Here is a 12596-nt window from a genome sequence, read left to right as displayed (position 1 = left end):
CGCGCCATGAACCTCGCCATCCCCGCAGCAAACTCCCTGTCCCGTGCCCGTATCGCCATTGTCGGCGCCGGCCTGGGCGGCCTGACGCTCGCACGCGTCCTTCACCTGCACGGCATCTCCGCCACTGTATTTGAAGCCGACGTCTCGCTCGATGCCCGCAGCCAGGGCGGCTTGCTGGACATCCACGCGTACAACGGCCAGATCGCCCTCAAGGCCGCCGGCCTGCTCGAGGCCTTCCTGGCCCTGGCGCTGCCCGGCGAGGACGCCAAGCGGGTCGTAGACCGCCATGGCCACATCCTGTTCGATCGTCCTGGCCAGGCCCAACCCGCCCGGCCCGAAATCGACCGGGGCGCGTTGCGCCGCTTGCTGGTCGCGTCCTTGCCTGACGGCACGATCCAATGGGGTCACAAACTTACCCACGCCGACGCCTTGGGCGATGGCCGGCACCGCCTGGCATTTGCCCAGGGCGCATCGTTCACCGCCGATCTCGTGGTGGGCGCCGATGGCGCCTGGTCACGCATCCGGCCGCTGCTGTCGGCGGCCATGCCGACGTACGTCGGCACCACCTTCATCGAAACGCGCCTGGTCGATGGGGACCGCCGCCACCCCGCCACGGCACGACTGATCGGCAGCGGCACCCTGATGGCCGTCGAGCCCGGCAAAGGCATCCTGGGCCATCGCTACGCCAACGGCACCCTGCAAGCCTACGTGGCGTTGAGTCGGCCGCAGGCCTGGGTCAGCGCGATCGACTTCACCTGCCGGCCGTCTGCCCTGGCGCGGATCGCGCAGGAATTCGACGGCTGGGCTCCCGCATTGCGCGCACTGGTGACCGAAGGCGACGCCGACCTCATCGTCAGGCCGCTGCATGCCTTGCCGGTCGCGCATCAGTGGGCGCGGGTGCCCGGCGCCACCCTGCTTGGCGATGCGGCGCACCTGATGTCACCGTTCGCGGGGGAGGGCGCCAACCTCGCCCTGTACGACGGCGCCGAGCTGGCCCATGCGCTGTGCGCGCATCCTGCCGATATCGAGGCCGGCCTGGCGGCTTACGAGCAGGCCCTGTTTCCCCGCAGCGCATCGGCCGCCACGTTGACGGCCCGCAACCACGAATGCTTCTTCGGCCCGCACGCACCGGCCAGCGTGGCGCAGCTGTTCGCTGCGCATTGACTCCGCCCGCCGCTGGCGCATCGCGGGATCCCGTGCCGGCGTTCGGGCTGTCCAAAGAAAACCGCGCCCCGGTCCTTGCGGATCGGGGCGCGGTGCGTGGGCCGCCTGCGCGGCCGGATGTCACTCGTGAGCGCTGCGTGTTTCCAGCCACACCAGGGTGTCGTGCCGCAGGGCGCGTACACATTGCGCCAGGAAGGCATGCACCACTTCCAGCTCGGCGGCGTCGTAGCGGCGCGCCATCAGCACCACCGCTTCAGCCACCCACTGGCGTTCCTGGGCCAGTTGCTGGCACGCTTCCTCCACCGGCCGGATCACGATCATCCGGCGGTCCAGCGGGTGGCGGCCCCGCTGCACGTACCCGGCCGCTTCCAGGCGGTTGATCAAGGCGGTGGCGCCGCCGGAGCTGATGCCCATCAACTGGGCCAGCTGGCCCGTGGGCAGGGCATCGAACTCCATCACCAGTTCCAGCGCTTTCAGATCCGCCAGGGGGATACCCAGTTTCTCCGCCAGGGCCGACTGGCACGCCGCGTTATACACGGCGAACTGCCGACCCAGCATCAGGGCGATATCGTCAAGCATTCCGGGCCGCAGATCGTTGTTGCGAGATTCAGGCATCACGGTCACATGCTCGTGGTGAACGATGGTTTCTTGTTGCAGCATGGCTTCGCTCCCTCACGGATCCAGTGGATTACTTCTTGCCCGACAGGCCACCGAGCAGGCCGCCCAGCAAGCCGCCGTTGTTGGCGCCGTTGGTGGTGCCCCCGCCAACCGCGGCCGTCACCCCGCCCAGCAATCCACCCAACAGGCCACCGTTGTTGGCCGTGCCCGAGGCGCCTGCGCCGGCGCTGGCTCCAGCACCTGCGCCTGCAGCTCCCGCTCCTGCGCTGACGGTCGCTCCGCCGGTCACACCGCCGAGCAAGCCGCCAAGCAGGCCGCCATTGGCTCCCGCCGCACCGCCCGCCGCGCCGCCAGCCGTACCCGTCACACCGCCGAGCAGGCCACCCAGCAAGCCGCCGTTGGCGCCGGCCGTGCCACCCGTGGTGCCGCCGGTCACGCCGCCGAGCAGGCCACCCAGGAGGCCGCCGTTGGCCGCGGTGCCGCCCGTGGCGCCGCCCACGCTGCCGGTCACCCCGGCAAGCAGGCCGGTCACCGGCGCCAGCAAGCCGCCATTGGCGCCCGTGGTGCCGCCGGTCACACCGCCCAGGATGCCGGTGATCGGGCTGAGCAGGCCGCCGTTATTGCCGCCCGTGGCACCGCCCAGACCCAGGCCGCCGGTCAGGGAGGCGACGGCGCCGGTGGCGTTGGCCAGGGTGGCGCCGAGCGGGTTGGGGTTGCCCGGGGTGGCGTTGAGCAGGCCGCCCGCGCTGCTGACCGCACCGCCCAGGCCTTGCAGCACGCCATTCAGGCCCGCCACATTGCCGCCAGGCAGCTGGTTGCCCAGGTTGCTGACCGTGCCGCCCAGGCTGTTCAGGATGCCGGCCACCGGTGCGCCCAGCTTGGTGGTGGCGCCAACTTGCTGCGTCAGGCCGACCACGGTGCCCGCCACGGGGCTGGCCGTCGGGTCCAGCGCCGCGCCGATGCCGCCCAGCATGGGCTGCAGGCCCAGCGGCAGGACGTTGTCGACCGTCTTGCCGACGTTGCCCAGCGCCGGTTCCAGCAAGGGCTTGGACGGGCCGTCGAGCACGCCGCCGGTCACGCCGCCCACCAGTTGGGTCACGGGGTTCAGCAGGCCGCCATTGCCGGACAGCCCACTGGTCAGGGCGCCCACCGCGTTGGTGGCGTTGCCGAGAATGGTGGTCAGCGGTTGCGGATTCTTCGGGTCGGCATTGAGCAGGCCGCCAGTGCTGGCGACCGTCTTGCCCAGGCCTTCGACCAGACCGCCGACGCCGGCGCTCAGGCCGCCGGGCAGGCCGGTGCCCTTGACCGTGGTGCCCAGGCCTTCGACCAGGCCGCCGACTTGCTTGACCGTCCCGTCCACGGGTTGGCCCAGGCCGGTCGTGGCGCCCACTTGCTGGGTCAGGCCGACAACCGTATCGACAACCGGCTTGACGGTGGGGTCCAGCGCCTTGCCGACGCCGCCCAGGGTCGTGCCCAGATTCAACGGCAGGGTATTGTCGACGGCGTTGCCGGTATTACCCAACGTGGTTTGCAGCAGGCCGGTGGTGACCGGATTGACCGGAGGATTCGGATCGCTCGGACCGCCCGGGTTATTCGGACCGCCAGGGTTGCCCGGATTGCTCGGACCGCCCGGATTGGTCGGAATATCGGTGCCCGGCAAACCAGCCGAAGGACCGCTCTTGTGGCCACCGCCTCCGCCGCCGCAGGCAGCCAGCGAGCTCATCAGAGCGGCCGCCAGAACGGTGGAAGTCAGAATACGTTGTACGCGCTGCGTTTCAATCTTGGCATTCATGGCGAGCTCCTGTGGGGGAAGTGTCAGGCGTCGAAACTGCCCGATACGTCTCTACATGCATAAACCGTGCCAATATTTTTCGAATGCCGTGCCAGTTTGCTTTCAGCGGGTTTTTAGGATTATAAAAATTCAATAAAATCAACGACTTAAATTTGATTTAGAGGGTTTATACCAATATTGAGAATCCCCCATTTTTACGATCACGCGGAGCCTGCGAATGTTACGTCTGGCCGTTGATTGCCCGTTACGTTACGGGCCACGTTACGTAACGCGGTGTGTGGAACAGGCAAAAAAAAGCGCCCGTCGGAACGGGCGCCTTGGGTATCCGAGGGGGCAATCATGCGATTGCCACGGCCCGGTCAGAACGCGTCGTAATACAGCGAATAGTTGGCGTTGAAACGCACGTCGCGGTCGTTGTTCACCGTCGCCGAGCCGATCGGCTTGGCCACGTTGAAATCAAACAGGTAGTACTTGTCGTCGGTGAAGCGCAGGCCCAGCGCTACCGATGACAAATGCCGCTGATTCAGTTGCTGCAGGCCCTTGTTGTTGTAATAGGTACGGGCAAAGTCGATCAGCGCGTACGGCTGCACATTCGACAGGTATTCCCAGCCGATGCCGAACCGACGATTCACTTCGGCCGAAACGCCCACGCCCTTGTCGCCGCTTTGCTCGCCTTGCGGATAACCCATCGCAAAGCGCCAGCTGCCGAACGACACCTGTTCGGATGACGGCAATATATTGCTCGAGTACTGCGCCGCGCCGGAAAGCGTCAGGCCGAACTGCGCCGGCAGGGCGAAGGTCTGCTTGGCATTCAGGTTGTAGCGGGTGAAGTCCAGGTCCAGGATCGGCACGGCCGAGTAGCCGTAGTTGGTGTTGATCTCTTTCTTGGCGCCGGCGGCATCGAATCCCTTGGCCACGGCCAACGTCACGTCGGAGGTCGCGGCCTCGGACACCTGGATGTAGCGCATTTCCAGGTTGGCGGCGCGCACCTGCGCGTCCTGCTGCAGCCAGCGGTCGGATTCCTTCGCGTCGTAGCGGTCCTTGGAATTGGCGGCATAGACCCCCAACGTGCCGGTCAGCGAACGGGTGTTGTTCAGCAGGAAGGGATAGCTCACGCCGATGCCGATGCGGTCGTTCTTGACCCGGCGCTGGAAGCCCAGGTATTCGATGGCATCGTCCTTGGGCTTGGCGTCGTAGTGATAGCCGTCGACCTTGACCGCCAGGCCGTCATTGCCGATCGGCACGCGGATCTCGCCCGACACGTACTTCACGTCGTCCGTGTTGAACGGAATGGATGCCGTCAGCTTGACCTGTTCGCCCAGCGGCGTAAGGCTGTTGGTGGCGGCATTCACCAAGGGCTGCATACCGGTGCCCAGGTCCGCCACGCCGCCGGTCAGGCTGACCGGCTGGCGCGACGCTGTCAGCAGCAACTCCGTCGCGCCGTCGGCGCGCCGCGGCAAGTCCAGCGCGGGCGTGAATTTCACGCCCGGCACCGTGCGCATCAGGTTCAGCACCCGCTCGAGCGTCGCCTGCTTCAGCGGTTTTTCCGCTTTCAGGGGCTCGGCCAACGATTCCAGGCGGTCCTGCGCATTGCCGATATCGCCTTCGATGCGCACCGTGCCGATATAGCCTTCCACCACCGTCACCACCACCAGGCCGTTGGCGAAGGTCTGGTTCTGCACCAGCGCGAACGACAGCGGATAGCCGCGGTCTCGGTACAACTGCGTGATCTTGTCGACCTGCTGCACCAGCTCGCCCAGGCTGATTTCCTTGCCGGACAAGGGCTCGAGCAGGGCGGACACCTCTTCGAACGGCATGGCATGCACGCCCGTCACGTCAAAGTGCCGGGGCACGATGCGCTGGGCCAGCCGCGCCTGCAGCGCCAGTTGCTCGGGCGTGGCGGTCTGGACAACGGGCGGCGGCTGCGTGGCGCCGGGCGGGCGTTCGATCTGCGGCATGGAATCGACGGGGTTGCCCCGCAACGGACCGTCGGCGTGCGCTGTGCCTGTGGCGGCGAGCGTGCAGATAAGGGCGAGGTATAGCGGACTTGCGGGAAGCGTACGTCTCATGCCTTGTTGTCTCTCATTTGCCGCAGGCGCCGTTAAAACAGCATTCGATAAATACCTGAATAACGCTTGAATATACGGGGACGCTATATATGTAAAGACCATCGCGTGCCGCTCAGGCGGTATGTTGCCAGCGCGGCAGGGCAATGACAAATTATTTCATTGTGACTGGCCGGAAACGTGGATATAACAACATAGCGAAATAGACGGCAATTCTGGAACCCCAAAATTCAGGGTTTATCGGTATGCAAAAAAATGACCTCTACGAATTTCCGAGTATTCGTTACAAGTAAGCTGTCGCACTGTTGCGAATACTGGTATAAACCCTGATGTGTATTAATTGTTAATAGATAAGACTATATAAACGTTTCAAAACACATCGGGTTTACAGGCTATCGGGAGTCCGCAGATGGACCAGGATGACCGCAAGACAATCGTCGAACAAACCTCGGCCTCAAACGGCGTCTGCCGCCTGATTCACAGGGGCCAGGCATGAACCCGGGCGATATCGTTCCGCTCTCCTTCCACGGCGGACTGGTCGCGCTGTCGTTCCTGATCGCGGTGCTCGGCTCGTACGTGGCCCTGCTCGCCGCCGTCGGCATTCGCGCCGAAATGCAGGACGGCGAAATCCGCATCGGTTACATCATCATCGGTGCGTTGGCCATGGGCGGCGTAGGTATCTGGAGCATGCATTTCATCGGCATGCAGGCACAGAACTTGCCGTTCGAAGTGGGTTACCAGCTCGGATTGACCGCGGTCAGTTTCCTGGTCGCCGCCGGTTTTTCCGGTTGGGCTTTCTGGTATGTGGGCCGTGACCGCTTCACATTTATGCGCTGTCTGGTGGGTGGTCTGGCCGCGGGCCTGGGTGTTGCCGCCATGCATTATGTAGGCATCAGCGCCATGCGCATGCCGGCCGTATTTATGTGGAACCTGCCGATGGTTGTTTTATCGGTATTCATAGCGGTTATTGCCGCGTCAGCCGCATTGTGGCTGGCTTTCAATACGCAGAATGAGTTTCAGCGCGCCGGAGCGGCCGTTTTGATGGCGGTTGCGGTGTGCGGCATGCATTACACGGGGGCGGCAGCCGGCACGGTCGTCTGCGTCACCCCGCGGGATTCATCCAGCATGCAGATCGGTGGGCTGATGCTGCCGTATATCGCGTTCGCGCTGTCGGCCATCATGCTGCTGGTGATGCGCTGGCATTTGCAGCGTGCCTCGCGCCGTTTCCGCGCGCGTCTGGCGCAACGCATTGATTCGATCATTGAATCGGCCCCCGTCGTGGAGCCGGGCAGAACCCCAGGTTCCACGCTGGGACCGGGTTAGCAGTACCCCGGAAGACGCGCGGGTGAGGAACACGCCAGCGCGCCGGTTGTACCGGGCTTAGGGGGCCAGCGCCGTCCTTGCGGCGAGGCTCAATTATCCAGCGAGACTCAGGAGCTCGACATGAAAGCGAAACTTGCGCAGTTCTGGAACGACGAAGAAGGTATTACCGCCCTGGAATATGGGCTGATCGCGGGCACCATCGCGGTGGCGCTGGTGGCGGCTTTGGCGACATTCACGGGCGCGCTAAGCGGCCTGTTCACGTCGCTGCAGGCCAAGCTCGCCAACGCGTCCAAGTGAGACCGAAGGCCCCGGCCGCCTCGGCGCGCCTGGCTCCCGCCAGGCAGCCCCGGTTGGCCGGGCCTGTCGCCCCGCTCGGCACGGAGCAGATGTTGAAGGAGACGGTGTCCCACCGGGCGGACACCCGGTAGTCCAAACCGAAACCGTCAGAAGGTCCTGCCTTGTATCCAGGGGAAGTGCTGTGGTGGCTGTTGTTCGCATGCTGGAATCTGGTGTTGATCTACACCGATCTGCGCTATCGCCGCGTACCCAACACGCTCATCGTCGCGGGATTCGCGGGGCAGGCGCTGTGGCTGCTGGCCGCCTGGCTCGCGCCGGCATGGGCTTATCCGCCACGCTGGGCCGGCTGGTCCATGGCGCTGGCGGGCTTCGCACTGGCATTGCCGTTCTTTCCGCTCTGGACCCGACGCCTGATGGGCGCGGGCGACGTCAAGGCGATCGCCGTGCTGGGGCTGCTGGCGGGTTTTGCGCCGCTGGTGCTGACACTGGTGTTTGCCAGCCTGCTGGCCGGGCTGCACGCCTTGCTCTACCTGTTTGTTTCCCGAAGCTGGGCATTGCCGCTTCGGGCTCGCCAGATTCCGTACGGCACCTATCTGGGCGCCGCCGCGCTCAGCGTGGTGTTTATTCCCTTGAATTCGGACTGGTATTCGTGGTGTTTTTCCTGGTGTTCTACGCGATCCTGACCTACGCCCTGGTCTTCACCGCGCAGCATTCCGTGACCCTTGCCGCCCAGGATGGCGCGCGCAAGGTGTTGCAGTGGCAGCCGGGCGCCACCTCGCTGACCGTGCGCGCCAACGCCGGGCGCGATATCGCATTGGATCGCTCGGGCTGGATCACCACCATGTCCTCGGCCACCGTAGCGGTGGCCGTGTGCGGTGCGACCGGCACGCTCAGCAGCACCGGCGGGGGTACGTGCAGCGGTCTGCCTTTGACGGCCGACCAGATCGAAGTGACGGTCAGCTATCCCTACGGCGCCAATCCCCTGATTCCGAATTTTCCCTTCCTGGCACAGGCGTTGATGCCGCCCACCAGCGTGCTGACCGCGCGCGCCACGGTTCACCTGGGCAATTCGCTGGACGGGAGCAACTGACATGGCTGCGCGCGCCAACCTGGACCCCTCGCGCAACCGCCAGACCGGCCAACGCGGCATCGCCACGCTTGAGTTCTCGCTGATGGTGACGATGCTGCTGATGTTCGTCTGCGCCGTCGTGGGCTATGGCGTGCTGTTCTGGATGCAGCAGCAGTTGGCCTCCGCCGCGTCGGAAGGCGCGCGGGCGGCCGTGTACGCGCGCTTCGCGGGCCAGGCGGACGTGCCGGGCTCCGCCTGCACGGCGGCCATGAGCGTGTTCGGCACCGGTTCGGCGGTTGCCTGCGCCACCACCAGCGCGCCTTGCACCTGGAGCGGCTCGGGCGGCCAGGCGGCCCAATGCGCCACGGTCGCCATGACATTCAACGTGCAGGCCTGGCCGGTGCTGTCGACCTTCCAGGCTTTCATCGCCATGTTGCCCGGGACGGACAAGAACTGGATTCCGACCCGGCTGTCGTCCAAAGCCATCGTGCAAATCTCTCAAGGGACACCATGAGCAGTCTGAGCAAAATCGTTGCGGGCGTGTTGTTGGCGGCGGGCCTGGTGCTGGCGTTCGTGGCGTGGCGCCTGGCCTCCGAGCCGCCTGCGCCTGCTCCGACACCCGCGGGCCCGGTGGCAACAACGACGCCCACGCCGTCCGAGCCGCCGGCCAAGCGGTATGCGGTAGTGGTCGCGTCGACGCCGATTCCGGCCGGCACGCGTATCGACGGCGCCAAGATGCTCAAGGTGGATGAATGGCAAGTGGCATTGTCGGGCAGCTACAGTTCGCCCACGCCGCTGGAAGGCGCCTATGCGCGCATCGACATCGCGGCTGGCGATCCGGTGCTGCCCAGCATGCTGGCGCAGGGGCTGGGCCGCCAGCTCAAACCGGGCGAACGCGCGGTGGCGATCGCCGTGGATGAAGTCGTGGGCGGCGGCAACCGTATTGTGCCGGGTGACCTGGTGGACGTGTTCTTCATGCTGGAGAAGGGCATCGAGATCCAGGGCGGCCAGGCCCGGCTGCTGCAATCGCAGGTCCGCGTGCTGGCCTACGGCGCCGCGTCGGTGGATGGCCCTGAAGAAAAATCGGCCATGCCCGGTCCGCCCGGGCAGCCGGCCAAGACCGCCGTGCTGGCCGTGCCGGTCGAACAGGTCAGCGAGCTGATGCTGGCCAGCCGCACCGGGCGTTTGCAGCTGGCCCTGCGGCCGGTGGGCGACGACGCCGTGCCCGATACGCAACTGTTCGCGCAGCGCAGCGCCGTACTGCCCGCCCGCACCGACCTGACACCCGAACAGCGCGCACTGCTGCAATCCGGCCCCAACCGTGCCTATGCCGGCGAAAGCCTGGCGCAGCTGGAAGGCACGTCGCCCGCCGCGAAACCCGCGCCGGTCCGTGCGTCCAGCGGCGGTGGTGGCGGTCGTTCCGTCGAAATATTGCGAGGAGACAAATCCGAGCGCGTGCGCTATTGAAACGCGGCTGCGCGTGGCCAGATGCCGCCCGTAGCTGGACCCGACCCGTCAACTTGATCCAGCACAATGAAGAGAACTCAGCGCACCCCTTTGATCTGCGTCCTGTCGGCCGCAGCGGCGATGACCTACGGCGCGATGAGCCTGGCGCAGAACGCTTTGCCCACCGCGTCCAGCCTGAATGCGCCTGCCCGCGATATCGCGGTGGCCGTCAAAGGCCAGCAGACGCTCATGCTGGATGGTGCGCCCGCGCGCATCGCCATCGGCGATCCCGATGTGGCCGACGTGAAGGTGCTGTCCGCCTCGGGCAAGCGCCAGGCGTCGGTGCTGTTGTACGGCAAGAAGGCGGGCACCACCACGCTGCAGATCTGGACGGGCGCCAATGCCGCGCCGCAGCTCTGGACGGTGCGGGTGGCCGGCACGGTGCAGCAGGTATTGGCCGGGCGTGGGGTGGCCGGCGGCGCCAATATCGATGTGGCGGGCGACCGCGCCGTGGTGTCCGGCCAGGCCGAGTCGCCGCAGTCGCACCAGGCCTCGGTGGCCGCCGCAGGCGCCGCCGTTGGCGACAAGAACGTGGTCGATGTGTCCACCGCGGGCACCGGCGGCGTGGTGCAGGTGGAAGTCAAGGTGGTCGAGGTGTCGCGCTCGGTCATGAAGCAGGCGGGCATCAGTTTTGCCGGCCGCAGCGGCCCCTGGGGCGGCACCAATTCCATCACGCCCGACAGCTTCCCCGCGCCGCTGGGCTTCAGCAAGAGCGCGGCGCTGGCGTCCGGGTTTTCGCTGTTCTATGACTCCAACGATTTCAGCGCACGCCTGCGCCTGCTGCAGAACAACGGCATGGCGCGCGTGCTGGCCGAACCCACGCTGGTGGCCCTGACCGGGCAAAGCGCCAGCTTCCTGGCGGGCGGAGAGCTGCCGATCCCCGAGGCGGGCGGCCTGGGCACGACCACGGTGACGTTCAAGCCGTTCGGCATCGGCCTGACGGTGACGCCGACCGTGCTGTCGCGCGACCGCATCGCACTGAAAGTGGCGCCCGAGGCCAGCGAGCTGGACTACAGCAATGCCATCGCGGTATCGAACGGCACCAATTCGACCACGCTGATCCCGGCGCTGCGCACCCGCCGTGCCGACACCACGGTCGAGCTGGGCGATGGCGAGAGCTTCGTGGTCAGCGGCCTGGTATCGCGGCAAACCAAGGCGCTGGTCAATAAAGTGCCGATGCTGGGTGACCTGCCCATCATCGGGTCGTTCTTCCGCAGTGTGGACTACACCCAGGAGGATACCGAGCTGGTCATCGTGGTGACGCCGCGTCTGGTGCGGCCCATTGCACGCGGCGTGACATTGCCGCTGCCCGGGGCCAAGCAGGAAGCGACCGACACCGCGTTCAATGCTTGGGGCTACTACCTGATGGGTCCCATGGGCGGGCAGCAAATGCCGGGCTTTTCACGGTGAGCAATATGAAGACACATGCCAGGGAGTGGGTTGGCTTGCAAAACGGCAACCGGTTTCTGTTTTGTTCAAAGGGCGACGGCGTGGCCGCACAGCTCGGGCAGGCGCTGGGTGACATGGGCATGTTGACCCAGGAAGTGCCCGGCGTCGAAGAGCTGGGCCGACGCTTGACCGAGATCGAGCCCCAGGTGGTGTTCCTGGATTTCACGTTGAGCGAGGACGAGCCGGGCAAGCTGTTCAAGTCAGCCGAATTGGCGCGCCTGCTGGCGCGCATCGCACCGACGATTCCGCGCGTGGCCGTGGGCCTGCTGAGCCAGCCCGAGGGTGCCATTGCCGCCTTGCGTGCGGGCGTCAGCGATTTCGTCGATCCCACCGTGGCCCCGCAGGAGGTCAAGGATGTGGTGCAGCGCCTGCTGGACGTGCCGGCCGGTGGCGCGCGGATGGATGGCTCGCGCCGCAGCGTGCTGCTGCTGGGCGCGCGTCCGGGCGTGGGCACGAGTACCCTGGCCGTGCACTTGGCGGGCATGGTGCAGGACCGCCTGAAGCACATGCACGGGGTGCGGGCGACGGCGTCTGGCGCCAAGGCTGCCAAGCCGGCCGCGGATACCGGCAGCAACCTGCCCCTGAGCAGCCGCGTGGCCTTGATGGACCTGGGCTGGCCGGTGGGCGACTGCCAGCTGTACCTGAACATCGGCAGCGACTTCGATTTTGCCGAGGCCGCGCGCAACCTGCGCCGCCTGGATTCCACCTTGCTCAGTTCGGCCATGGCGCACACCGCCAGCGGCCTGAGCGTGCTGGCCCTGCCGCGCGACCTCGGCCAGATGCGCGACGTATCGCAGTCCGACTCGCTGTTGGTGTTCGAACGCATGCGCCAGCATTTCGGCGTGGTGGTGGCGGACTCCGGCGGCTTTACCAACCCTGAATTCGTCGCGGGCCTGGCGCGCGCCTCGCAACAGAACTGGATCGTCACTGACCAGAGCGTGGGCGCGCTGGTGTCGCTGGCCGGTCTCTTGCAGGAACTGGAACAGCTGCACGTGGATCGTCGCAGCCTGGGCCTGATCGTGAACCGCTACGACGAACGCTACGGCATGACGGCCCAGCAGATCGCCGAACGCTTCCAGCTGGAACTGGTCGGCACGCTGCCGGACCGCACGCTGGCGCTGATGGTGTGCACCAACCAGGGCCATCTGCTGCATGAGGAAGCCGAGCGCGACGTCTACGTCCGCGCGGTCCAGGCGCTGGCCGAGAAGCTGAGCGCGGAAGAAAACACACCGGGCGGCCGGGCAAGCTGGTTGGCCACGTGGCTGCCCGGCGTGCACCGCCGCATGGTGGTCGAATAACGGACGGCGGCGGA

The 12596-nt window shown here is 66.2% G+C and carries 12 protein-coding genes; 9 read left to right on the top strand and 3 right to left on the bottom strand.

Annotated features, from left to right (window positions below):
* Positions 1-6: 6 nt before the first annotated feature.
* The gene (locus AC3WMR_RS20125) at positions 7-1164 is read left to right on the top strand and encodes an FAD-dependent oxidoreductase (RefSeq protein ID WP_492264619.1); all 1158 of its coding nucleotides are present in this window, start codon (positions 7-9) and stop codon (positions 1162-1164) included.
* Between the two features lie 120 nt (positions 1165-1284).
* On the opposite strand, the gene AC3WMR_RS20120 is transcribed toward AC3WMR_RS20125, so the two are convergent.
* The 3 genes from AC3WMR_RS20120 to AC3WMR_RS20110 all read right to left on the bottom strand — a co-directional run bounded on the left by AC3WMR_RS20120 (position 1285) and on the right by AC3WMR_RS20110 (position 5532).
* Positions 1285-1824 (bottom strand): MarR family winged helix-turn-helix transcriptional regulator, encoded by a 540-nt coding sequence (locus AC3WMR_RS20120; protein ID WP_025140514.1) that lies wholly within the window; start codon positions 1822-1824, stop codon positions 1285-1287.
* 28 nt (positions 1825-1852) lie between these two features.
* Positions 1853-3574, bottom strand: coding sequence for a collagen-like triple helix repeat-containing protein (locus AC3WMR_RS20115; protein WP_492264620.1), 1722 nt, complete (start codon positions 3572-3574; stop codon positions 1853-1855).
* Between the two features lie 359 nt (positions 3575-3933).
* On the bottom strand, positions 3934-5532 hold the full coding sequence (locus AC3WMR_RS20110; RefSeq protein ID WP_492264621.1) for a ShlB/FhaC/HecB family hemolysin secretion/activation protein: 1599 nt from the start codon (positions 5530-5532) through the stop codon (positions 3934-3936).
* 600 nt (positions 5533-6132) lie between these two features.
* Here AC3WMR_RS20110 and AC3WMR_RS20105 point away from each other — a divergent pair.
* The 8 genes from AC3WMR_RS20105 (at position 6133) to AC3WMR_RS20070 (ending at position 12582) form a co-directional block, all read left to right on the top strand.
* On the top strand, positions 6133-6963 hold the full coding sequence (locus AC3WMR_RS20105) for an MHYT domain-containing protein (RefSeq protein ID WP_492264622.1): 831 nt from the start codon (positions 6133-6135) through the stop codon (positions 6961-6963).
* Between the two features lie 120 nt (positions 6964-7083).
* A complete protein-coding gene (locus AC3WMR_RS20100; RefSeq protein ID WP_006390266.1) occupies positions 7084-7260 on the top strand; it encodes a Flp family type IVb pilin in 177 nt (58 codons plus the stop codon).
* A gap of 161 nt (positions 7261-7421) precedes the next feature.
* A complete protein-coding gene (locus AC3WMR_RS20095) occupies positions 7422-7943 on the top strand; it encodes an A24 family peptidase (RefSeq protein ID WP_492264623.1) in 522 nt (173 codons plus the stop codon).
* Entirely contained in the window at positions 7910-8350 is a 441-nt protein-coding gene (locus AC3WMR_RS20090) for a TadE/TadG family type IV pilus assembly protein (protein ID WP_492264624.1), read from the top strand. The genes AC3WMR_RS20095 and AC3WMR_RS20090 overlap by 34 nt, the downstream gene beginning before the upstream one ends.
* Before the next feature lies 1 nt (position 8351).
* Positions 8352-8843: a TadE family protein gene (locus AC3WMR_RS20085; protein WP_492264625.1), complete on the top strand. Its 492-nt coding sequence runs from the start codon at positions 8352-8354 to the stop codon at positions 8841-8843.
* Positions 8840-9796, top strand: coding sequence for a Flp pilus assembly protein CpaB (cpaB, locus tag AC3WMR_RS20080; protein ID WP_492264626.1), 957 nt, complete (start codon positions 8840-8842; stop codon positions 9794-9796). Before AC3WMR_RS20085 ends, cpaB begins: the two co-directional genes overlap by 4 nt.
* A 66-nt stretch (positions 9797-9862) precedes the next feature.
* On the top strand, positions 9863-11245 hold the full coding sequence (locus tag AC3WMR_RS20075; protein ID WP_492264627.1) for a type II and III secretion system protein family protein: 1383 nt from the start codon (positions 9863-9865) through the stop codon (positions 11243-11245).
* Positions 11242-12582, top strand: coding sequence for a P-loop NTPase family protein (locus AC3WMR_RS20070; protein ID WP_492264628.1), 1341 nt, complete (start codon positions 11242-11244; stop codon positions 12580-12582). Before AC3WMR_RS20075 ends, AC3WMR_RS20070 begins: the two co-directional genes overlap by 4 nt.
* The last annotated feature ends 14 nt before the right edge of the window (positions 12583-12596 follow it).

The organism is Achromobacter sp. FW305-C-28, assembly GCF_058783235.1.
The sequence above is the reverse complement of the archived record's forward strand: the minus strand, read 5'-3'. Positions and strand labels throughout refer to the sequence as shown.

Excerpts from the sequence above, each read along its gene's own strand:
- cpaB (WP_492264626.1), top strand. The coding sequence starts at position 8,840 with ATGAGCAGTCTGAGCAAAATCGTTGCGGGCGTGTTGTTGGCGGCGGGC.
- AC3WMR_RS20100 (WP_006390266.1), top strand. The coding sequence starts at position 7,084 with ATGAAAGCGAAACTTGCGCAGTTCTGGAACGACGAAGAAGGTATTACC.
- AC3WMR_RS20110 (WP_492264621.1), bottom strand. The coding sequence starts at position 5,532 with ATGCCGCAGATCGAACGCCCGCCCGGCGCCACGCAGCCGCCGCCCGTT.
- AC3WMR_RS20075 (WP_492264627.1), top strand. The coding sequence starts at position 9,863 with ATGAAGAGAACTCAGCGCACCCCTTTGATCTGCGTCCTGTCGGCCGCA.
- AC3WMR_RS20115 (WP_492264620.1), bottom strand. The coding sequence starts at position 3,574 with ATGAATGCCAAGATTGAAACGCAGCGCGTACAACGTATTCTGACTTCC.
- AC3WMR_RS20085 (WP_492264625.1), top strand. The coding sequence starts at position 8,352 with ATGGCTGCGCGCGCCAACCTGGACCCCTCGCGCAACCGCCAGACCGGC.
- AC3WMR_RS20125 (WP_492264619.1), top strand. The coding sequence starts at position 7 with ATGAACCTCGCCATCCCCGCAGCAAACTCCCTGTCCCGTGCCCGTATC.
- AC3WMR_RS20105 (WP_492264622.1), top strand. The coding sequence starts at position 6,133 with ATGAACCCGGGCGATATCGTTCCGCTCTCCTTCCACGGCGGACTGGTC.
- AC3WMR_RS20120 (WP_025140514.1), bottom strand. The coding sequence starts at position 1,824 with ATGCTGCAACAAGAAACCATCGTTCACCACGAGCATGTGACCGTGATG.